This window comes from Caproiciproducens lactatisolvens (assembly GCF_052443335.1).
Classification (GTDB): domain Bacteria; phylum Bacillota; class Clostridia; order Oscillospirales; family Acutalibacteraceae; genus Caproiciproducens.
On the sequence record NZ_CP195750.1, the window covers coordinates 1518681 to 1540002 of the forward strand.

Annotated in this window: 25 protein-coding genes and 3 tRNA genes; 17 read left to right on the forward strand and 11 right to left on the reverse strand. The window is 47.1% G+C overall.

The genetic code is table 11. The features are described from left to right. Positions 1-145: 145 nt before the first annotated feature. The 3 genes from ACRQV7_RS07430 to guaA all read left to right on the forward strand — a co-directional run bounded on the left by ACRQV7_RS07430 (position 146) and on the right by guaA (position 4941). Positions 146-1423 (forward strand): adenylosuccinate synthase, encoded by a 1278-nt coding sequence (locus tag ACRQV7_RS07430; RefSeq protein WP_275715596.1) that lies wholly within the window; start codon positions 146-148, stop codon positions 1421-1423. An 89-nt stretch (positions 1424-1512) separates the two neighbouring features. After that, positions 1513-3339, forward strand: a complete 1827-nt coding sequence (gene glmS, locus ACRQV7_RS07435) for a glutamine--fructose-6-phosphate transaminase (isomerizing) (RefSeq protein ID WP_275715597.1) — start codon at positions 1513-1515, stop codon at positions 3337-3339. A gap of 66 nt (positions 3340-3405) precedes the next feature. Beyond that, entirely contained in the window at positions 3406-4941 is a 1536-nt protein-coding gene (guaA, locus tag ACRQV7_RS07440; protein ID WP_444660253.1) for a glutamine-hydrolyzing GMP synthase, read from the forward strand. A 95-nt stretch (positions 4942-5036) separates the two neighbouring features. Here the strand turns inward: guaA and ACRQV7_RS07445 are convergent, their stop codons facing one another. From ACRQV7_RS07445 to ACRQV7_RS07460, 4 genes are all read right to left on the reverse strand, one after another. Further along, complete coding sequence (locus ACRQV7_RS07445) at positions 5037-5693, reverse strand: metallophosphoesterase (protein ID WP_444660048.1); 657 nt, start codon at positions 5691-5693, stop codon at positions 5037-5039. 26 nt (positions 5694-5719) lie between these two features. Next, positions 5720-6397 carry a metallophosphoesterase family protein gene (locus tag ACRQV7_RS07450; RefSeq protein ID WP_444660050.1) on the reverse strand — a complete coding sequence of 226 codons (678 nt, stop codon included), beginning with the start codon at positions 6395-6397 and terminating at the stop codon, positions 5720-5722. Positions 6398-6471: 74 nt separating this feature from the next. Continuing rightward, a complete protein-coding gene (locus ACRQV7_RS07455; RefSeq protein WP_444660052.1) occupies positions 6472-6747 on the reverse strand; it encodes a hypothetical protein in 276 nt (91 codons plus the stop codon). A gap of 2 nt (positions 6748-6749) precedes the next feature. After that, positions 6750-7142: a hypothetical protein gene (locus ACRQV7_RS07460; RefSeq protein WP_444660054.1), complete on the reverse strand. Its 393-nt coding sequence runs from the start codon at positions 7140-7142 to the stop codon at positions 6750-6752. Between the two features lie 356 nt (positions 7143-7498). Here ACRQV7_RS07460 and ACRQV7_RS07465 point away from each other — a divergent pair, with 356 nt between their 5' ends. From ACRQV7_RS07465 to ACRQV7_RS07475, 3 genes are all read left to right on the forward strand, one after another. Next, complete coding sequence (locus ACRQV7_RS07465) at positions 7499-8089, forward strand: zinc dependent phospholipase C family protein (RefSeq protein WP_444660255.1); 591 nt, start codon at positions 7499-7501, stop codon at positions 8087-8089. A gap of 149 nt (positions 8090-8238) precedes the next feature. Beyond that, positions 8239-8541 (forward strand): imidazolonepropionase, encoded by a 303-nt coding sequence (locus ACRQV7_RS07470; protein ID WP_444659263.1) that lies wholly within the window; start codon positions 8239-8241, stop codon positions 8539-8541. Continuing rightward, entirely contained in the window at positions 8538-9389 is an 852-nt protein-coding gene (locus tag ACRQV7_RS07475; RefSeq protein WP_444659264.1) for an IS3 family transposase, read from the forward strand. The genes ACRQV7_RS07470 and ACRQV7_RS07475 overlap by 4 nt, the downstream gene beginning before the upstream one ends. 87 nt (positions 9390-9476) lie before the next feature. Here the strand turns inward: ACRQV7_RS07475 and ACRQV7_RS07480 are convergent, their stop codons facing one another. From ACRQV7_RS07480 to ACRQV7_RS07505, 6 genes are all read right to left on the reverse strand, one after another. Further along, complete coding sequence (locus tag ACRQV7_RS07480) at positions 9477-9818, reverse strand: FlxA-like family protein (protein ID WP_444660056.1); 342 nt, start codon at positions 9816-9818, stop codon at positions 9477-9479. 191 nt (positions 9819-10009) lie between these two features. Next, positions 10010-10085 (reverse strand) — tRNA-Thr (locus tag ACRQV7_RS07485). 3 nt (positions 10086-10088) lie between these two features. After that, positions 10089-10165, reverse strand: a tRNA-Asp gene (locus ACRQV7_RS07490). A 123-nt stretch (positions 10166-10288) separates the two neighbouring features. Next, positions 10289-11629 carry an ABC transporter permease gene (locus ACRQV7_RS07495; RefSeq protein WP_444660058.1) on the reverse strand — a complete coding sequence of 447 codons (1341 nt, stop codon included), beginning with the start codon at positions 11627-11629 and terminating at the stop codon, positions 10289-10291. Next, on the reverse strand, positions 11626-13068 hold the full coding sequence (locus ACRQV7_RS07500) for a cell adhesion protein (protein WP_444660060.1): 1443 nt from the start codon (positions 13066-13068) through the stop codon (positions 11626-11628). Before ACRQV7_RS07500 ends, ACRQV7_RS07495 begins: the two co-directional genes overlap by 4 nt. Before the next feature lie 344 nt (positions 13069-13412). Continuing rightward, the gene (locus ACRQV7_RS07505) at positions 13413-14138 is read right to left on the reverse strand and encodes an ABC transporter ATP-binding protein (RefSeq protein WP_444660062.1); all 726 of its coding nucleotides are present in this window, start codon (positions 14136-14138) and stop codon (positions 13413-13415) included. Between the two features lie 215 nt (positions 14139-14353). Between ACRQV7_RS07505 and ACRQV7_RS07510 the strand changes: the two genes are divergently transcribed. Continuing rightward, positions 14354-14836, forward strand: a complete 483-nt coding sequence (locus ACRQV7_RS07510) for an LURP-one-related/scramblase family protein (RefSeq protein ID WP_444660064.1) — start codon at positions 14354-14356, stop codon at positions 14834-14836. Between the two features lie 11 nt (positions 14837-14847). Beyond that, the gene (gene cutA / locus ACRQV7_RS07515; protein WP_444660066.1) at positions 14848-15195 is read left to right on the forward strand and encodes a divalent cation tolerance protein CutA; all 348 of its coding nucleotides are present in this window, start codon (positions 14848-14850) and stop codon (positions 15193-15195) included. A gap of 115 nt (positions 15196-15310) precedes the next feature. Here the strand turns inward: cutA and ACRQV7_RS07520 are convergent. Next, positions 15311-15386: transfer RNA gene (locus ACRQV7_RS07520), tRNA-Trp, on the reverse strand. 200 nt (positions 15387-15586) lie between these two features. Here ACRQV7_RS07520 and rpsU point away from each other — a divergent pair. The 9 genes from rpsU (at position 15587) to ACRQV7_RS07565 (ending at position 21218) form a co-directional block, all read left to right on the forward strand. Then, positions 15587-15763, forward strand: a complete 177-nt coding sequence (gene rpsU, locus ACRQV7_RS07525; protein WP_009060718.1) for a 30S ribosomal protein S21 — start codon at positions 15587-15589, stop codon at positions 15761-15763. 85 nt (positions 15764-15848) lie between these two features. Then, the gene (locus tag ACRQV7_RS07530) at positions 15849-16364 is read left to right on the forward strand and encodes a YqeG family HAD IIIA-type phosphatase (RefSeq protein ID WP_444660068.1); all 516 of its coding nucleotides are present in this window, start codon (positions 15849-15851) and stop codon (positions 16362-16364) included. 12 nt (positions 16365-16376) lie between these two features. Then, positions 16377-16814, forward strand: a complete 438-nt coding sequence (gene aroQ, locus ACRQV7_RS07535) for a type II 3-dehydroquinate dehydratase (RefSeq protein ID WP_444660070.1) — start codon at positions 16377-16379, stop codon at positions 16812-16814. Between the two features lie 79 nt (positions 16815-16893). After that, the gene (gene efp, locus ACRQV7_RS07540) at positions 16894-17451 is read left to right on the forward strand and encodes an elongation factor P (protein WP_444660072.1); all 558 of its coding nucleotides are present in this window, start codon (positions 16894-16896) and stop codon (positions 17449-17451) included. A 46-nt stretch (positions 17452-17497) separates the two neighbouring features. Then, entirely contained in the window at positions 17498-17911 is a 414-nt protein-coding gene (locus tag ACRQV7_RS07545) for a CD1247 N-terminal domain-containing protein (protein ID WP_275715653.1), read from the forward strand. A gap of 130 nt (positions 17912-18041) precedes the next feature. Further along, positions 18042-18746: a Crp/Fnr family transcriptional regulator gene (locus tag ACRQV7_RS07550; RefSeq protein ID WP_444660074.1), complete on the forward strand. Its 705-nt coding sequence runs from the start codon at positions 18042-18044 to the stop codon at positions 18744-18746. A 27-nt stretch (positions 18747-18773) separates the two neighbouring features. Then, positions 18774-19823: an ABC transporter substrate-binding protein gene (locus ACRQV7_RS07555; protein WP_444660076.1), complete on the forward strand. Its 1050-nt coding sequence runs from the start codon at positions 18774-18776 to the stop codon at positions 19821-19823. Then, positions 19801-20583 (forward strand): ABC transporter permease, encoded by a 783-nt coding sequence (locus ACRQV7_RS07560; protein ID WP_275715659.1) that lies wholly within the window; start codon positions 19801-19803, stop codon positions 20581-20583. The genes ACRQV7_RS07555 and ACRQV7_RS07560 overlap by 23 nt, the downstream gene beginning before the upstream one ends. A 14-nt stretch (positions 20584-20597) precedes the next feature. Continuing rightward, the gene (locus ACRQV7_RS07565; protein WP_444660079.1) at positions 20598-21218 is read left to right on the forward strand and encodes an ABC transporter ATP-binding protein; all 621 of its coding nucleotides are present in this window, start codon (positions 20598-20600) and stop codon (positions 21216-21218) included. Positions 21219-21322: the final 104 nt, after the last annotated feature.

A 21322-nucleotide genomic window follows, 5' to 3' on the forward strand; every position in this document is an offset into this window, starting at 1 on the left:
AATAAGAATTATTTTTTATTGTTGATTCTGCTTTGCTTTTCAGAATAAGTGTGATATTATAATTGAGTTGTTTCCATACTGCCTAAATTCGGCCGCAGGGCAGTTTTTCAGCAAATTCCGTAGCGGCACGGCGGAGTGAATGTATATGATTAAAGCAATTGTTGGCGCAAACTGGGGAGACGAAGGCAAGGGTAAAATCACCGACGTCGAAGCAGCTCAGTCCGACATTGTCATTCGGTTTCAGGGCGGCAGCAATGCCGGCCACACCATTATAAACAATTATGGCAAATTTGCCCTTCATCAGCTGCCATCCGGTGTTTTTTACAGCCATATCACGAATATCATCGGCAATGGCGTTGCGCTCAGCGTGGAGAATTTCGTCAAGGAATTGAAGGCGCTTCAGGAGCGCGGCGTTCCGAAACCGAACATCGTTATTTCTGACCGCGCACAGCTGGTCATGCCATACCATATTCAACTCGACACGTTTGAGGAAGCGCGTCTTTCTTCCCATTCCTTTGGGTCGACAAAGTCGGGAATCGCTCCCTTTTATTCCGACAAGTTCGCGAAGATCGGCTTCCAGATCAGCGAGCTTTACGACGACGAGAGCTCTTTAAGGGAAAAGATCGACCGGGTCATTACGTTGAAAAACGTGCTGTATGAGCATCTGTATCACCAGCCCAAACTGACGGCCGATGAGATTTACAATCAGCTGATGGAATATAAAAAGCTGTTGGAGCCTTATGTCGCTGATACGTTTTCCATTCTGCACAAAGCGGTTCAGGAAGGAAAAAACATCCTGCTGGAAGGACAGCTCGGCGCTTTGAAGGACCCCGACCACGGGATTTATCCCATGGTTACTTCATCTTCGACGCTGGCCGGATACGGCACCATCGGAGCGGGCCTTCCCCCTTATGAAATCAGGGAAATTATTGCGGTCGTAAAAGCCTACTCAAGCGCCGTCGGCGCAGGAGAATTTGTCAGCGAAATTTTCGGGGAACAGGCCGACGAGCTTCGCCGCAGGGGCGGAGACGGCGGCGAATTCGGCGCCACGACCGGGCGTCCGCGCAGAATGGGCTGGCTGGATCTGGTCGCTTCCCGGTACGGCTGTCAGGTGCAGGGCGCTACCTGCGTTGCGCTGACCGTTCTGGATGTACTGGGGTATCTGGATGAAATTCCGGTCTGCGTAGCCTATGAGCTGAACGGCAAACGGATCGATTCTTTCCCGCCGACCGTGCGGCTGAAACACTGCAAGCCGATTATTGAGACTTTGCCCGGCTGGAAATGCGATATCCGCGGGATCCGAAACTATGAGGATCTTCCGGAAAATACACGCCGGTATATCGAATTCGCCGAGAAGGCGATCGGAGTCCCGATTAAGATTGTTTCCAACGGCCCTGCGCGTGAAGATATTATTTACAGATAAGGTTCCTGCAATGGAGCGCCAACATTTCCGGTGGTAGTGTTGGCACTCGTTATTTTCAGATTAAATTCTACCGGAGAAAGTGTGATACTATGTGTGGAATCGTTGGTTACATCGGAGACGACCAGGCTGCTCCTTTCTTGCTGAGCGGACTGGAAAAACTGGAATACCGGGGCTATGATTCGGCCGGAATCGCCGTTTACGACGGAACTTCCCTCCACGTTATGAAGGCGAAGGGAAGGCTGAAGGTATTAAGCGACATGATCAACGGGGGAAAAGACGTCCTCGGTACTGTGGGAATCGGCCATACCAGGTGGGCGACACATGGCAAACCGTCGGATATCAATTCTCATCCCCAGGTCAGTGACTCCGGCAAATTTGCCGTTGTTCACAATGGAATTATTGAAAACTATCTCTCGTTGAAGGATTTGCTCATCAAAAAAGGGATCAATTTCGTATCGGAAACGGATACGGAGGTGGTCGCTCAGCTTCTGGAATACTACTACAAAGGGGATATTCTGGACGCCGTGATCCGCGTCATCAATAAGGTGGAGGGTTCTTATGCCCTCGGCATCATCTGTGAGGATAACCCCGACCAGATTGTCGCCGTCAGAAAAGACAGCCCGCTGATCGTCGGCCTTGGCAGGGGCGAGAACTTTATTGCTTCCGATATCCCCGCTATCTTAAGCAAAACAAGGGATATTTACCGTCTGAACGATAACGAAATCGCCGTGCTTCAGAAAGAATCCGTGATGATTTATAATACGGATAAGGAAATTGTTCCGAAGGAGCCCTGCCATATTGACTGGGATATTTCCGCTGCCGAAAAGGGCGGTTATCAGCATTTTATGGCCAAGGAAATTATGGAGCAGCCCAAAGCGGTGAGAGACACGATTTCTCCCAGAATTCAGGACGGGAAAATTGTTCTGGACAATATTACCCTAACGGCGGAACAGCTGAAGAGCTTTTCAAAGATCTTTATTCTGGCCTGCGGCTCCGCTTACCATGTGGGGATGATCGCGAAATATATTCTGGAAAGATTTGCGCGCATCCCTGTGGAGGTGGATGTTGCGTCCGAATTCCGGTACCGCCATCCCATTATCGACGATAAGGTCCTGGTGCTTGTCATCAGCCAGTCCGGAGAAACGGCAGATACGCTGGCGGCGCTGCGCGAGGCAAAGAAGCTCGGCGCAAGAACGCTTTCTATCGTCAATGTGGTCGGCAGCTCCATTGCCAACGATTCCGACGACGTGCTGTACACATGGGCCGGTCCTGAAATCGCCGTGGCGACGACAAAGGCTTACAGCACCCAGCTTGCGGTCATTTATCTGCTGGCGATTTATTTTGCCGATAAGCTCGGGAACCTCTCCGAAGAGGATTATGCTTATTACGTTTCCCAACTTCAGGAGCTTCCCGATAAAATTGCCGAGATTCTCAACAACAAAGAACATATCCAATTCCTTGCGTCGCAGTTCTTTAATGTAAGGGACGTGTTTTTCATCGGCAGGAACCTGGACTATGCGATGTCTCTGGAAGGCTCTCTCAAGCTGAAGGAGATTTCCTACATCCACTCCGATGCATACGCGGCCGGCGAATTGAAGCACGGCACCATTTCCCTTGTGGAAGACGGTACGCTGGTGGTGGCGCTGGCTACTCAGAAGGTGCTTTTCGATAAAATGATGAGCAATGTGAAAGAGGTCAAGGCGCGCGGCGCCGTTGTGCTTGGCCTGACCACCGAAAACAATACAAAGATCGAGCAGGAAGCCGACCATACGCTGTACATTCCCGAGATGTGTGAGATGATGCTGCCGTCTCTGGCGGTCGTTCCTCTTCAGCTTTTCGCGTATTATGTTGCGTCGATGAAGGGCTGCGATATTGATAAACCCCGCAATCTTGCAAAATCGGTGACTGTTGAATAAAAGATTACTCTGTTGCTTTTGTGAAATCCGGCGACAGTTCAAAGAATGGAAGTGCACGAACATATGATGCAGAACGAAGCAATTTTAATACTCGATTTTGGCGGGCAATACAGCCAGCTGATTGCTCGCCGGGTCCGGGATTTAAACGTATACTGTGAGATTAAATCCTATAAGACCACTGCTGAACAGATTGGGACGGCAGGATACAAGGGAATTATTTTCAGCGGCGGGCCTGACACGGTATATGATGAGAATGCCCCTAAATGTGACCCCGGGATATTTGAACTGGGGATTCCCGTGCTTGGAATCTGCTATGGTGCGCAGCTGATGGCCTATCTGCTCGGCGGCAGGGTGGAAAGCAGCAAAGTGCGCGAATACGGAAAAACAACCGTGGATTTCGATCCGGCCAGCGCGCTGCTTTCCGGTCTGGAAAAGCAGTCGGTCTGCTGGATGAGCCACACCATTTATATTGCGCAGGTTCCCAACGGGTTCCGGGTGACTGCCACAAGCGGAAACTGCCCGACCGCGGCCATGGAAAACGAGGGGAAACGTCTGTATGCCCTGCAGTTTCACCCCGAGGTGGAGCACACCGTGCATGGCAAGGAAATTCTGAGGAACTTCCTTTATAAGATCTGCGGCTGTGCCGGAGACTGGAAGATGTCCTCTTTTGCGGCGGCGACCATTCAGCAGATTAAAGAGACCGTGGGCGATAAAAAAGTGATCTGCGCGCTTTCCGGCGGTGTGGATTCCTCTGCTGCGGCTCTGCTGGTTCATAAAGCGGTGGGCAAAAATCTTACCTGCATTTTTGTGGATCACGGTTTTTTGCGTAAGAATGAAGGCGACGACGTAGAAAATGTTTTCCGTAAGCAGTTCGATATGAACCTGGTCCGCGTAAACGCGCAGGAACGCTTTTTGTCAAAGCTGAACGGTATTTCCGAACCTGAGCGCAAGCGGAAAATCATAGGCGAAGAGTTTATCCGCGTTTTCGAAGAAGAGTCCAGAAAGATCGGCCATGTGGATTATCTGTGCCAGGGCACGATTTATCCGGACGTTGTGGAAAGCGGGGCAGGGGATGCGGCGGTCATCAAGAGCCACCACAATGTCGGCGGACTGCCAGATGACGTTGATTTTAAAGGCCTGATTGAACCTCTCAGAAATTTGTTTAAGGATGAGGTCCGCAAAGTCGGCCTGGAACTCGGTATTCCAGACCCCTTGGTCTGGAGACAGCCGTTCCCGGGACCGGGGCTCGCCATCCGCATTATGGGCGAAATCACTTCCGAGAAGCTGGATATCCTGAAGGATGCGGATGCAATCTTCCGAGAGGAAATTGCCGGTGCGGGCCTTGACAGGAGCATCAATCAATACTTTGCCGTGTTGACCGGCATCAAGAGCGTCGGCGTTATGGGCGACGGCAGAACGTACGACTATACCATTGCGCTGCGCGGCGTAACGACCTCCGACTTTATGACTGCTGACTGGGCCAGAATCCCTTACGACCTGCTTGACAAAATTTCCAACCGTATCGTGAACGAGGTCAAACACGTCAACCGCATTGTCTATGACATTACCAGCAAACCTCCCGCCACAATTGAGTGGGAATAGAGTTTAATCCCTCTCAAAAGCCTTATTTGACAAGACTTTTGAGGGGGGTTCCCTTTATTAAACAACCATTTTGCAACTAACGTAAATTACTGCAATTACTTTATGGTGTATTCAACCCAAGAATCAGTGTTGTTTTCATCTGTAATTTTTTCAAATGATGAATACCTTTTTTTGTTGGTATCGTATTTTAAAAGAGGAAGAATTTTGCTCAATTCTGTCGTTCCGTCAATATAAAAATGGCTTTGTTTATCCCAAAATACTTTGTGATAGTTTTCATTCCCTGTTATTGTAGAAGTGCCGATATGTCCTGCTATGATATCCTTTTCAAACTTGCCGATAGTATAAGGATATTTGGAACAGAAATAATAGTCCTCTGAACCCCATTTCCAGAATTCACCTGCTTCTTCATCTATACCAGCGTGAACATATATCTGCGTATCAGTTTCATAATAATATGGCAAGGCTTTCAGCCAGTTTATCATTGAATCATCATCAAAAAAGATGGTTTTGTTTTCAATATCTTCCAATAAAAAGAATTCGTGGTTTCCTGCCAAAATAATTATTTGATCATTATACTGCTCTTGCAGATTTTTAATAAAGTAAAGTAATTCAAATTTCTTCTGCTTATGGTCTATGTAATCACCCAAAAGCACAAGCTTATTTTCCTTGTCTTGTAAATCAACTATTTTCAACATCTTTTTAAAGGTTTCTATTTCACCGTGTGGGTCACTCAAGGAAAAAAGAACAGCCATACCAATCCTCTTCCTTTTAACTTAAATTACCGTAAACTGATAACTCTGTCCATTAAGCAGTGATAGATTTCTTCTATATCCAAATCCTCATGAAAATGACCAAAGTACCAATGCTTAAATTCAGTTTCATCAGAAATAGTCTGGAGATATTGTCGAAGAACATCTTCTTCCTCAAATATTTCCATCTCCATTGCGCTTATTACTTCGTATGGGGCAGTATGTGTTAAAATGTAGTCCACCTTATTGCCATTCCTGTTCAATGCCTTTAATCCTTGTTCATATTCTTCTTCCGAGGGTAATTCTTCTGCCCACCAGCTAATTCCTTCTGTTCGATACATTTTATCTGTTGAGGCAGCTCCCCCCATGGTGAAGAATGTTTTTTTCTCAATTTCAAATACTTGGCCTCTCATCAGATGAATAATATCTGGTTCAATTTCATGCACTTGTCCGCCATTCCAGTAAGATACAGGATAATCATTTAATCGTTCAAAGTTTTCATGGTTGCCGTCAATGAAGAGCGTAGTCAGGGGGAGGTCACGGAGGATTTGTCTAAGTAATGTGTCTTTTTTTCCACCGTCCCAGCACACACCCACATCTCCCAGAATAATAACGAAATCTTCCTTAGTTACTCTTTTATTCTCAAAAAAACGTGTAAGCCTGTCTACTTCTAAGTTGCCATGAATATCGCCAGTTAAGTAAATCATACGATTCCTCTTTTTTGTTTTTCCGATAAATGCTTTGCGAACTGATCCGATATGAACTTCCCGTTTATTGCAGTCTATTCCTCTAATGTACTGTTAGTTTGGGCTATCCTTAGAAAACGCAATGCAAAATTTGAAACAAAGGGAGTATTGATTCTACCGTCATAAAGACTTTCCAAATGTTTCCGTAATTTTCTTTCGTCCGAGTCTGTAAAATCAAATTCTCCCCAAAATGATGATGGCTTACAACTGGCTTTCTGCACTTTACGTGCATCACAAAGGCTTGTTGGTAGTCTTAAATGTTGCCGCTCTATCAGTTCATAAAAAGATAATGGGTTTGTTAGAATTTTCATATTTACTTCTCCTTAAAAATATTAGTGTTTTGATTTATTAGAAAATTTGCTTTTAAAAGCATTCTGACTACAAAAGCCTTATGAATCCTGGCGGCATCGAAAACATCTTTGAACATTATTTGCAGGGTATTAATGTTTTCTAAAACAGATTTTTCTAAATTTAATGTTGTATTATATTCGCAGTCGTTGGCCTGGGGTTCATCAACTAGTTTTAATTGATAAGATTTTACTAATTTCCAATCAATCTTATTTATATCCTTCGAAAATACATCTTTGGTGATTTTGTTTACTAACCAGCCATAAGTAGCTGAAACATCTTCCTTTTCTTTATAATTTTCTTTTTCTTTTCTCAAGATAAATTCACTTTCTTGGCTTAACCGCATTTGTACTCTCATAACTCCGCCCTCATAATGCATTATTTTTGATTACGTAATCATTTTAGCTGATATAATTGATTTTGTCAAGTCAAATGTTTGGTAAATTGATTGCAACCATTTGTTACCTATCGGCTTTCCTGAATACTTTGCAGCTTTTGGGCTTTGTATAATCGCCTTTCCATTGTAATTGCTTTTTTATGGTGATATAATAAAAAACAATCCGTTTGGTGAGGAAGGGGGGCTTGGCATTTTTAGTTCTATGCGCCCGGCGATAGAAAGTTATGGTTATACGTTTAAAATATTAAAAATAAAAACATGTATGTTATATTGAGGTTTATACAACAGACGGCAGGAGGACAATGGATTTGAACAGCATGAATCATATTTTAATTGGAACCATTGTGTATGAGTACCTGAACGAGAAATACGGCATTGTTTTAAATAAATCGCGTTTTTTAACGGGCAATACATGCCCCGACCATGGAATTTCTTTTCTACGTCCTCACAAAATGAGATACTGCAATAAAATGGTGCTCAGAAAGACGGAAAAGCTTTGCAGGAACGATTATCAGATCATCAGCGCAAAGGCGTCCAAAAAACTTGGCATTTTGTGTCACTACTACGCGGATTTCTTCTGCTGCGCACACAGCTCTCAATTCAGCGGCAGCATCAGAGAGCATGTCCGGTATGAGAACGAATTGCTGCAATTTATGAGGGAAAATTATTCCGCTTTTCGCGAGATGGATTATGTAGCAAATGCGGCCGTTCCGGAGAGTGTAGCGGAAATCAATAGCAGGATGCGAGGCCTGATTGAAAAGAGACCGGCAAGGGAATACGATTTTGGTACGGAACTGTTCTGTGCCATCCAGGCGTGTGCGGTACTGGTTCTTTCCGTCAGCCTTGCCATTCTTTCGCAGTACAATCAGGTATTGCAGCAGGAGCTGAACATGAGAAAGACAGCGTAGATTTTTGATCCTTATCGTACTTTTACTAAATACTTATGATAAAACAAAAACCCGTCAAACGTAAGTGGACTGGACTATCCCCCGAAGAACGGACAGTGAAAAAAGAGACCTCCTGTTGTAGAATGGAAACTACGACAGGAGGTCATTTCATGTCCAGGAAATATACAAAAGTTGAAATTCTAAGCGAAGAAGTGTTCCGGAGAAAGGCAGCAGGCGAAACCAACCGAGAAATAGCGGAAAGTTATGGTCTAAGCAAAAAACAAATTAAAAAGCTGGTCACGCGCCAGAATCACAAAGCCCGCTTGATTGCCAATGGCTATGTTCCTCGTCCAAAGGGACGGCCGAGACAAAAACCGGCTGACAAAGAAACGCAACGGAACAACGAATTGATTGAGCTGCGGATGAAAGTAGAACTGCTGCAAAATTTTCTGTCCGAAGCTGGAAGGAAGTGAAACTGAAATATCGCGTCATTGAACGATTTCGTGGTAAATACAGCATTGAGGCCATGTGCCGTTCCTTCGGGGTTTCCCGCAGCGGCTACTATGCATGGCGGAATCGACAGAAAAAAGAAGCAAAGGACCAATGGCTGACGGACTTGATTGCGGACTGTCAGCAGCGCTGTAAACAGACCTACGGTTGCCGTCGGGTGCGCCGCTGGATTCTGCGGCAGACCGGAAAAAAAGTCAATTTGAAAGCCATTCTGCGCGTCATGCGAAAGGATGATCTGCTTTCACAAATACGTCGGCGTCGACCCTATGTCCATTACAAACAGGCAGTACATAAATATCCGAACCTGTTGCAGAGATCCTTTGAGCAGCCCTTGCCCAATCGTTTCTGGGTTACGGACATTACCTACCTCCCTACTGTAAAAGGAATGCTGTATCTGTGCGCGGTAGTAGACCTGTGCGGCAAAATGGTTTTGGCCTATCGTATCGGCAATGACATGACCGCCTCACTGGTGACGGATACCATCCGGGATGCCGTACAAAAAGAGAAGGTCGCTGGTGGACTTGCCCTCCACAGCGACCAAGGGTCTCAATACACCTCGCAAGCATACTTTGACCTAAGTCAAGAATATCATTTTCAGCCGTCCATGTCCAGCCCCGGGTGCCCTTATGACAACGCCGCTATGGAAAATTTCTTTGGTACACTCAAGACGGAATGCCTATATCGTATGAATTTTTCCTGCCGTACCGAAGTGGAACAAGCAGTGGCTGAATATGTTCAGTTTTACAATTATGAGCGAATCAATCTGAAAAACGGCCTCACTCCGTCCGAAATTCGGAGCAAGGCCGCCTAAATCCTATCTATTCTGCGACAGGCCTTTTATTCCTTTGTCTGTTTGTTGGGGATCAGTCCACATCATAGCGGGAGGGCTTACGTTGATTTATACGGTAATATCAAGCAGATGATCGCTTAGAGAAGTGACAGAATCTCCGATCCGGTTGCCCGCTTGTGCGGTATCAGTCATTTGCGTTTCCTGTGCCTTTTTATTCGCTTCATTTTGCAGCTGCTGAATTTGCTGCTGAATCTGGGAAATCTGCTGTTGAAGCAGAGCCTTCTGCTCTTGAATCTGTTCGGAATCCTGTCCGGAGGAATCGGTATCCAATTCGGTAAGCTCCTGCTGCAGTTGTTTTTCCTGCGCTCTTAATTTGCTGATTTCGCTTTGATTGCCGGTACCTGATGTCGCGGTGTAGCTGCCGATGCCTGAAACCGCTGAAATGCTCATAATGAATCACTGTCCTTTATATTGATAAATTTTCCTCTTATGAATGATATCGGTACCTTCACATGGAAATGAATGCTTTTTATGAAATTTAAGTTTGGTTTATGTTTCGATGGCATCAGGCAGACGGGAGGGGCTTTACAAAGACAGATGACACAAAAAACCCGCTAAAACCAAGTTTTAGCGGGTTTTTATGGAGCTGCTAATGCGATTCGAACGCATGACCTCATCCTTACCAAGGATGTGCTCTGCCAACTGAGCCATAGCAGCAAATGGCGACTCGGATCGGGATCGAACCGACGACCTCTAGCGTGACAGGCTAGCGTTCTAACCAGCTGAACTACCGAGCCATTTACCGTGGACAACGAATATCATTATACTGAAAAGGCCGTTACTTGTCAACAGATAAACGACAAAAAAATAATTATTTTTTATTTGACAAACCCTCCCCGGAAAATCGGGGAGAGTTCCCGCTATTCCTGCTTGATTGCGGTCAGCGCGCTGATTTTGACGGCCCGGTTTGCAGGATGAAAACCGGAAACCAGGCCGACCATGGTGGAGAAGACAAGTGCGCCCAGCGCCAGCCAGACCGGAATGATGGAAATCTGAACGGCGGCGCCTCCGGTTCCCATTGCGTCTCCGCCGCCCGCGCTCTGCGCGGCGTACAGGGTGTTGATCAGAAAAGAGATCGCGTAACTCTGCGCAATCCCGATGGTTCCGCCCATAAACCCGATGGCTCCGGCTTCAACCAGAAACATGGTGCGGATGTTCCGAACGACACAGCCGAGCACCTTCATGATCCCGATTTCACGGGTTCTTTCGTAAATGGACATAATCATGGTGTTTGTAATCCCCAGAGCCGCCACCAAAAGCGAGATCGCGCCAAGGCCGCCCAGAATCATCTGAATGGTTCTCATCTGCTCCTCAAGCGGTTTTCGGACGCTTTCCATGCTGTAGGTGGAGAATCCCATATCCTGTATTGCCTTCTCCGCGGCCGGGACAGCCTCAACGGAAGCGACCTTCACGCTTGCGCTGTCGTATCCGTCTTTTTTGTTGGGGTCCTTTTTGATATTGTTCAGCTTGTTGTATTTATCCCGAAGCTGCTTCGCAAGGGTGACATCCATAAAAACGGAATGGCTGGGGGAAGGGTCCTTTCCCCAGTCTTCCATTAGAGTACCGGCGCATTGAAGCTTGACCGGCTTGACTTTCGCGGTGGAGTCCTCCGGCAGGTTGATCTCGGCCTGAAATTTGTCGGTGAGGGCGGAAACATAAGGGTCGGGCATCTTTCCGTTTTTGCCGGCCTGCGGAAAAATCATATTGTTGCTGGATTTCCGGCTGTCGATAAAATCGTATTCCGCGTCTTTGCCAAACAGAATGGCCGTTTCCGGGGCTCCTTCCGCCGGGAGCGTTCCGGCTTCCGCCTGATACCCGAAGTCTTTCAGCGCGCTCATCGAAACGCCGTAAATCATTCCCTGATAGTTGTATTTCCGGCTTTTAATGGTGACAACGGAAGGGTCAAGGTAAAAGACGGGGGTGACGGCCACAACATCCTTCATTGCTTTTACATTTTCCAGTGCTTTGTCGTCCAGCGCCGCCGAATCCGGAGTCCGGGAGTCATTCTTGATTGTGATGACCGTCAGGTCGCCCATGTTCTGCATCATGGTTTCCATGGACTGCTTAATCCCGATGCCGAACGACATCATGACGACAATGGCGCAGGTCCCGATCACAACGCCCATCACCGTCAGAAGGGTTCGGACCTTGCGTTTGAACAGATTGCCGAGCGCCATTGAAAGCATGTCTTTCCATTTCATGGCTTTTCCTCATTGGCAGACTGACTGGCTTGTATGGGAAGGTCATCGTAATCGTCGCTTTCCTCCAACTGCTTCAGCTTCTTTGCCTTCCGTTTTTTAAGTAGGACGGCCAATATGATGATTCCCGCTATTACTCCACCGATTCCCGCAAGAATTCCCCAGAGCGGCGGGGAAGAGGCGCCCGCGTTTGCCGGGACGGCGGGCTCGGAATCGATTCCTTCTCCCGGAGCCATTGCGGGCATTACCTCGCAGGAAAATTCCTTGACCAGATTTTTGATTTCTCCGTTTGCGTCCTCGTAGCTGAAGGTCGCCGTGCCGGTCAGGGTTCCCTCGGCGGCGGGATTCAGCGTAGCCTGAAACGTGTCGCCGACGCCGGAGTCTACATTGCCGATATAGGTGTTTGACTCGCCCGTGGTAAAGTTCCCGTCCAGCTTGACGGAAAGATTGAATATCTTGCTTTTTCCCTTATTTACGTAATTGATATTCAGCTGGCCGGAATCGCCCAGAAAAATCGGTCCCTGCAGCTCCGCTTCGTTTGCTTCAAAGCGGTCGGACTGCGTCAGCGGGATGGCGATGGTCTCTGTTGCCTCAATGACCTCCCGCTTGCCGTCCAGAACGGCCTCATAATTGAAGGCGATGGAAACGCCGTAGGAATTCGGGGTGGCGTCGGCTTTGGGAATCAGGGCGATCTGTTCGGCAAAGACCGCGTTTGGACCGACTTTGGGAATATAAAAGGTATTGGAGGATTTCGCGGGGGTGAACGCGCCCGCCACGGATTTGTCGTCGTCCCCGGCCACGGAAGAGACGGTGATTTTCAGGTTTTCAATCTGCGTGTTGACGCTGGTATTTTTAAACCGCATGGCAAGATTGAATTCTTTGCCGCCCATCACCGCTTTTCCGCCGTAATCGTAATTTTCTATGATAATCAGCGGTTTGCTCTCGTTGGTGGTTTCATCCTTGTCCGTTTTGGTACCGGTCACGGGAATAAAGACTTTTGAAGTAACGGATTTGTCCAGCTCATCCGCAGAAAGAATCAGGCTTACGACGTAGTTGTTGGTAGTCATTTTTGAGAGACAAGTCATAGGATAGGAAATGGTGGCGGTAGCGCCGGTGTCCAGCGTATTGATGTACTGTGTGTCCGTGACTCCGTTGATGCTGACTCCTTCCGCCGTGGAGGTGTCCAGCACGGCCATGATGTTGTCGCAGACGACGCTGCCGGTATTTTTCAGCGTGAAGGTCAGATTGAATTTTTCGCCCTCCTTGACCGGTGTGTGGTCAAGCTGATAGGACTGCACGACCAGTTTTCCCTGATCCTCCGTGTCGCTGCTGGTGCTGATAGGATCAAAAATGGTCTTTTGTGCCAAATAGGTTTTTGATTTATCGTCATCGTAATAAATTGTGAATTTCAGAGTACCCGCTCCGTCGCCAATCCGTTTCATATATAATTCCGGAATGGTAAGGCTATAGTCGGCGTCATTGCCTTCATAGTCTTCATCGACACGCCTAATTTCATCATTGTCAGAGGTGAATGTTTTTTTCTTCAGTGATATGGAGTCATTGGAGCTTTCGACAGTGATTGTAATTTTATTAAAATGCTCTGAAGGGTGATTAAAATAGAAAGTAGCTTCAAAAGGACTTCCTTTAGAGACAGTCAATTTTTCACTGCTTACTGTCGGTGCCGGTTCCGCATAAGTTGCCCCGGAAGCGGGAAGACCGCCAAAACAAAATGCCGCAATCAGCAATACCGTCAAAATGAGTGAAACACGCTGGTTTCCTGTTCTTTTCATGAACTTAATTCCTCCTCGTTTACCCCACTGTTAACAGACAGATTCTTTACGTCGCTTTGCACGCTGCCGTCGTGAATCGTAATCACCCGGTCGGCATATTTGGCGATTTCCCCGTCGTGCGTTACAATAATCAAAGTTTCATGGTATTTTTTTGCCATGGCCACCATGATTTCCATTACCTCACGGCTGGTCCTGCTGTCCAGATTTCCCGTGGGTTCGTCCGCAAACACAATTTTGGGCCGTGCGATAAACGCGCGGGCGATTCCAACGCGCTGCTGCTGTCCGCCGCTCATCTGGATCGGCTTGTGCAGCAGCCGATCGCCCAAATTGACGATTTTCAGCATATGTACCGCCCTTTTGATCCGCTCGTTTTTGCCCATGCCCTTGAACATCAGGGGCATCGCCACATTTTCGATCGCGGTCATCGTCGGCATCAGGTTATAGGACTGAAAGACGAAACCGATATTTTTCTGCCGGAACAGCGCCCACTGTTTTTCGGAAAAATTCGTGACATCCTTTCCGTCGATGATAATACTGCCCTTGGTCGCTTTTTCCAGTCCTGCCATCATATTCAGCAGAGTCGATTTTCCGGAGCCGGAGGTCCCGAGCACGCAGCAGATTTCCCGAGGCTCAATCGTGATATTAATTCGGCCGAGCGCTACAATTTTTTCTTTGTCCACATGGTAAACCTTGCGGACATCTTTTAAACAAATCAGGCTCATACGGATTCTCCAAACTTAAATCAATATTAAATTAAGAAAAGAAAAAAGTAATATTTTGGTAATTTCTATTCTAATATGATTCCCGTATGAAAACAACAAACAAATATGTAATCATTCTGATTCAGAAAATAAAAGTCATGCTTGCATATTCTTCTGTTTATGATAAGATTAATATAAAAGAGCGGACACTGCCGCCTGATCATGGAGGTATTTCTTTGGATCTGTACATTAAGCAAAAAATATTTTCTCTGAGAGATAAATACAGCGTCTGTAATGAGTTTGGTGAACCGGTTTATACGGTGGAGGGAGAGCTTTTCACCTGGGGAGCGAAAATTCATCTGTATGATTTGATGGGCAGAGAGCTATATTATATTAAACAGAAGGTGCTGACCTTTCTGCCCGAATATGAAATTTTTGTCGGTGAACAGTTTTGCGCAAGAATCAAGAAGGAGTTTTCCTTCTTCACCCCAAGGCTGAATGTGCAGAGCAGCTACGGTGATTTTGAAATTGAGGGCGGCTTTATGGAAATGGATTTTTCCATTTATCACAACGGGCAGGCTTTCGGTGAAATTCATAAAAAATGGCTTTCCTGGGGGGATACTTACTGCCTGACGGTGGCAAATCCGGAGGATGCCGCATTCTTTACCAGCATGGTGATTGCCATTGACAACTGTATGCATAACGAATCCAACCAATAGGGGGCTTACCGTTGGAGTTCCGTGAAGTAAAGCTGGAGATTTTTGTGCCGGAGGAGTTTGTGGTTCCTATCCGGGATGCTTTAAGCCGTGTGGGAGCAGGGAAGATCGGGAGCTACGATCACTGTGTTTCCGTGTCGAAGGTCAGCGGATACTGGCGCCCGCTGGACGGCGCTCATCCCTATCAGGGTACGGCTGGAGAAATCTGTTCGGGAAAAGAGTGCAAGATGGAAATCCGCTGCAGAAGGGAACTGGCCGCGAACGCGGTCCGGGTGATCAAAAGCATCCATCCCTATGAAGAGCCGGTAATCAATATTCTGCCGCTTGTCAACGACCTTTTTGACCGGGGAAATGACGGTTGATTTATTTTGAGCGCAAAAAAACGCGCCCACAAAGCTGTGAGCGCGAATCTTGTGCAGCCCCGTCCGGTGTAAAGAAAAGAGCCCCGTACGCGAATTGCGTATCGAGACTCTTGACTGGCAGGGGCAGAAGGACTTGAACCCTCGGCACGTGGTTTTGGAGACCACTGCTCTACCAACTGAGCTATACCCCTATATGGTTCCCTTTTCAGACTGCGGATACTATCTTATCATTTTCTGTTTTTCCTGTCAATATAAATTTCACAACTCGGTCGAACTTACGTAAAGTTAGCACATTGGGCTTGACATATTCCGGTGCGTTATGTATAATTATTTTTATGTAATATGACTTACTAATACCCCTGCCTTATGGCGGATGGGAGGGAAAAGATAAATGGCTGAAATTAGAATTAAAGACAATGAGTCCTTGGACAGTGCTCTGAGAAGGTTTAAGAAACAGTGCGCAAGAGCCGGGGTTATTGCTGAGGTTCGTAAGAGAGAAGCTTATGAAAAGCCTTCTGTTAAGCGTAAGAAGAAGTCCGAAGCAGCCCGCAAACGCAAGTTTAAGTGACAGTACAAAAATGATTCGGAAAAGCGGGCTTGATTGCCCGCTTTTTTAGCCTGATTTTATTTTCTCCGAAACGGAGGTATGGTTATTGGCATTGTTTCTGCCTACTGTTGCTGTGGACAAAGTTACGGATATTACTCCGGAACTGATCCGTGCCATGCACGCCCGGGCCCTTATTCTTGATGTGGATAACACCTTGGCTATTCACGGTTCTCCGACTCCTTTCGAGGGTACTGTGGAGTGGACGCGCCACATGCGCGAAAACGGTATCAGCATTATCATTATGTCAAACAATTCTAAAAAACGGGTTGAACCATTTGCGGCGAAATACGATCTTCCTTTTTTGTCCCTTTCGTTAAAACCGATCCCCCTGGGTTATTTCCGCGCCATCCGTAAAATGGGTGTAAAGCGCAGCGAAGTGGTCGTAGTGGGGGATCAGGTTTTTACGGATGTAATCGGCTCCAATTTGTCGTTTATGAAATCGATTCTGCTCGTTCCAACGGGCAAGGAAAAATCATTTTCTTTCAAAATACGCCGTGGTTTGGAAAAACCGATCCGTTACATAATCAAAGCGACGGGGCGTGGAAAGAAATATTTTAGTTGAGAAGGTGTTTGAATGAGCAGGAAAAAAGTCCTTGTGCTTCTTGGGCCGAACCTCAATATGATCGGCGTTCGGGAAAAGGGTGTCTACGGGGACGAAACCGCCGAAAGTATTCATCTTCAGATTATTGAGAATGCTAAAAAGCTGGATTATGACTGCGATATCTTTCAGTCCAATCACGAAGGCGATCTGATTGACAAAATCCACAGCGCGCGCGGGGTCTATCATGGCGTGGTGATCAACGCCGGCGCTCTTACGCATTACAGCTATGCGCTGCGCGATGCGATCGCCTGTGTCAGGATTCCTTTCGTGGAAACCCACATGAGCAATATTTATGCGCGTGAGGATTTCCGGCATAAAAGTGTGATCTCCGAAGTGTGCGCGGGCCAGATTTCCGGGTTCGGGAAAAACAGCTATTTTCTGGCGCTGGCGGCGTTAAGGGATTTAATGTAGTTCCATATAAAAATATCTTGAAAATTTTCTGAAATTATTATAAGATAATAGTCGGAAAAAATTATTGGAGGATAATACGATGATATCTGCAGGCGATTTTAGAAATGGCGTTACCTTTGAAATGGATGGAAACGTCGTTTCCATTATTGAGTTCCAGCATGTTAAGCCGGGAAAGGGCGCGGCTTTCGTCCGCACAAAGATCAGAAACGTCATTACCGGCAGCGTGACAGAAAGAACTTTCAATCCAAACGATAAATACCCTGCCGCTTATATCGAGCGTAAGGATATGCAATATCTTTATAATGACGGCGACCTCTATTACTTCATGGATCTGGAGACCTTTGAGCAGACTCCGATCAACCACAGCGTTCTCAGTGACAACTTCAAGTTTGTTCTGGAGAATATGACCTGCAAGGTGCTTTCCTACAAAGGGAACGTCTTCGGCGTTGAGCCGCCGAACTTTGTAGAGCTGGAAATCACCAAAACGGACCCGGGCTTCAAGGGCAACACGGCGACCAACGCCCTGAAACCTGCCACAGTGGAAACCGGCGCTGAAATCAATGTTCCTCTGTTTATCGAGGAAGGCGAAAGAATCAGAATCGATACCCGTACCGGCGAATATATGGAACGCGCATAACCAACACTATGCATGTTCAGTAAATGATGTTTAAGGAGGCAGAATTATGACAAACACAGAGAAGGTTGCTTACATTCGCGGCCTTGCGGAAGGCCTTGAGCTTGATGAGAACAAAAAAGAAGTAAAGGTCATTAACGCAATAATTGATTTATTGGACGACATGGCGGCATCCGTATCCGACATGCAGGACAGCGTTGACGACTTGGCCGACCAGCTGGACGCGGTCGACGAGGATCTTGGTTCTCTGGAAGAAGATTTTTATGAGGACGAAGATGACGATGAGGACGACGGGGACTGCTACTATGAAGTAACCTGCCCAAATTGCCATGAAACGATTTGCCTGTCCGAAGATATTATTGAGGATGGCCAGATGGATTGCCCGAATTGCGGCGAAACGCTGGAATTCGATATTGACGAAGAGGAATGCGATTGCGGCTGCGAGGACTGCAATCACGAATAAAAAGCTTTTTGGCTGAACGAAAAGAGTACTGCTTTGTGCGGTGCTCTTTTTGCTTTTGTATTGACAGATTTCGGTAACATGCTTATAATAATAGGAAAAGTGTACCAAATGAAACAGAAAGTGAACATTTATGAAACTGATTAAAAAGCAAAACAAATACTGTCTGCTGTTGGCACAGAGTTTTCTGTTCAATGGGATTGAGAAGGGCGTAGCGGAAGCCGCTTTTCAAAACAGCGAATTCAGCTGCATGGAATACGAAGCCGGTGAGAAAATATACACCAGAAGCAATTATAAAAAAAGCCTGGGAATCGTTTTTTCCGGGGTCGTAAAGGCCATGAAGCCGGAAAACGAAAACCTGATTATGAATACCTTTTATTCGGGAGGAATTTTTGGGGTCGCCTGCCTTTTTAACAACTCGCGCCGGTATGTCTCCGAGATTATCGCTGTCAAGAAAAGCCGCGTTTTGTTTTTGTCCCAGCAGCTTCTGCATGAGCTTTTCGAGAATCATACAAGGATTGCTGAGAATTACATCAGCTATCTGTCGGATCGGATCTGTTTCTTAAATAGCAGGATTGACAATTTTACCGGGGGAACTGCTGTTTGCCGCCTGGCGACGTTTCTTCTTTCTCTGTCCGCCCAGAATGAATATTCCCTTGTATTGGAGCTGCCGTGTACGCTGACGCAGCTTGCCAATACGCTGAACATCGGACGCGCTTCCCTGTACCGCGCTTTCGATGATTTGTCCGATACAGGCGTCATCACCCGCGAAGGAAGAAAGATGACAATCAATCAGATTGAGCGGCTGCGGTCCGGTCAGTTTGATGATGAATCATAATTCAATGATAGATAAAGAGGGAGAAAAATGAGACTGACGAAAAAAATAATTTCACTGGGATTAAGCGCATGTATGGCTTTGTCCGTCCTTGCCGGATGCGCCGGGCCTGCGGCGGCATCCTCCGGCGGGCCGGCTTCCAGCGAAGCGGTATCAAGCGCGCAGCCGAGCTCTGCCGCTGCTGAAAAGACGACCATTAAGATTGCGGCGCTCAAAGGGCCGACCGGACTGGGCATGTTAAAGTTGATGAGTGACAACGACGCCAAGACCGCCGCCGAAAACTATGAATTTACGATTGTGGGCGCTCCGGATGAAATCGTATCCAAGATTTCCAAAGGGGAAGTGGATGTGGCCGCCGTTCCCACCAACCTTGCCGCTACGCTGTATAACAAGACGGAGGGAAAGGTTCAGATGGCCGCTGTCAACACGCTCGGCGTGCTTTCCGTCCTGACAAAGGGGGAGGACATTTCCAGCATCAAGGACCTCAAAGGGAAAACCGTCTATTCTTCCGGTCAGGGCTCTACACCGGAATATGCATTCAATTACATTTTAAGCCAAAACGGTCTTGAAGTCGGTAAGGATGTTAAGGTAGAATATAAAGCGGAACATGCGGAGCTTGCCGCGCTGATGGTTTCCGGCAAAGCAAAGATTGCCGTTCTGCCTGAACCGTTTGTCACTCAGGTGACGGCGAAAGATAAGGACGTAAAAATTGCGCTGAATATAACGGATGAATGGAATAAGATTGCGGATGGAAAGAGCGTTCTGACCATGGGATGCCTGATTGTCCGCAAGGATTTTGCAGAGCAGCATAAGGAAGCTTTTGACGCGTTCCTCAAGGAGTACAAGGAGTCCACCGATTATACCAACACAAAGGTGGAGGAAGCGGCTGCCCTGTCCGAAAAATACGATATCATGCCTGCTGCGGTTGCCAAAAAGGCGATTCCCAACTGCAATATCGTTTACATGGACGGAGACGAAATGAAAGCGAAAATTCCTGATTTTTTGAATGTTCTGTTCACAGCCAATCAGAAGTCCGTTGGAGGTAAATTACCGGGTGATGACTTCTACTACACAAAATAGGAATCTTTTTCAATACAAGGGATTCAGAACCTTTCTGGCCGCCGTGTTCTGGATTGGACTATGGCAGCTGGCCTATTTCACTGTAAAGCAGGAGATACTGATCGTATCTCCTGTTCGTGTTTTGCAAAGGCTGTCTGAGCTTTCCCGGACCAAAGAATTCTGGCTGACCGCGTTTTTGTCCATGCTCCGTATCGTGGAAGGCTTTTTACTCGGCGTGGTTTTCGGAAGTGTGCTGGCGGTGCTGACTTCCGTTTCGCGTATGATGTACGAACTTTTTTATCCGGTCATCAGTATCATCAAGGCGACGCCCGTGGCTTCGTTTATCATTCTCGCGCTTGTGTGGATTCCGTCCACTCATGTGCCGTCCTTCACGTCCTTTTTGATGGTGACGCCGATCATATGGGCAAACATGGTCAACGGCATTAAAAAAACCGACAGAAACCTTCTGCAGATGGCCGCGTCCTATCGGTTCGGACTGGTAAAAACCGTCAAACGCGTCTACCTGCCTTCCGTTATGCCGTATTTTACCGCAGCCTGTACAACCGGGATGGGGCTTGCCTGGAAGGCCGGCATCTCCGCCGAAGTGCTTTCCGTCACTCCGCTGTCGATCGGCAGGCAAATCTACAATTCCAAAATCTATATTGAAACGGATGATTTGTTTGCATGGACGGTGATCGTCATCGCCATGAGCGTCATTCTGGAATGGCTGATGGTCCGGTTCATGAAAAAAGTGGGACAGAAATACAATGTTGTGCAGTGATGGAGCGATGTCAATTGAAAATTCATAATCTGACCAAAAATTATAATGGAAAAATGGTACTGGATCAGTTTTCTCTCCAGCTTCCTTCAACCGGAACAGTCTGTCTGTTCGGCCCTTCCGGCTGTGGAAAAACGACGCTTTTAAACTGCATAGCGGGTCTGGAGCCCTTTGACTCCGGTGAAATAGAAGGAGCCGGCACCGGGAAGATTTCCTATCTTTTTCAGGAAAACCGCCTACTGCCATGGATTTCTGCCAAAGATAATATTACCGCTGTTCTTCGCGGCAAAGCCCGGCAGAACGAGGAGCAGGCGGAAAAGTGGCTCGGACTGGTCGGTCTGGCGGAAGCGGGGGACAAAAGACCGGCGGAGCTGAGCGGCGGAATGCGGCGTCGGGTCGCCCTTGCGCGAGCGCTCGCTTACGGCGGGGACCTGTATCTTATGGATGAGCCCTTTCAGGGGCTGGACGCGGAGCGCAGGGATGAAATGATCGCTTTGCTTCAAAAGGAAACGGCCGGTGCGCTGAAAATCATTGTTACCCACGATTTTGAGGAGGCGGAAAAGCTGGCCGACGTCATTTATATTCTGGAAGGCCCTCCGGTCAGAATTGCTGACATAATTGTAAAAAAACCTGCATAAATCTGCATATTCTTCCAATACCGCTGTGTTTCTTTACAAATTGCATCTTTCATTCGTGCAGGGTTTGTGCTATACTAATGCAGTTAAATTCGTTTTAGTAGGGG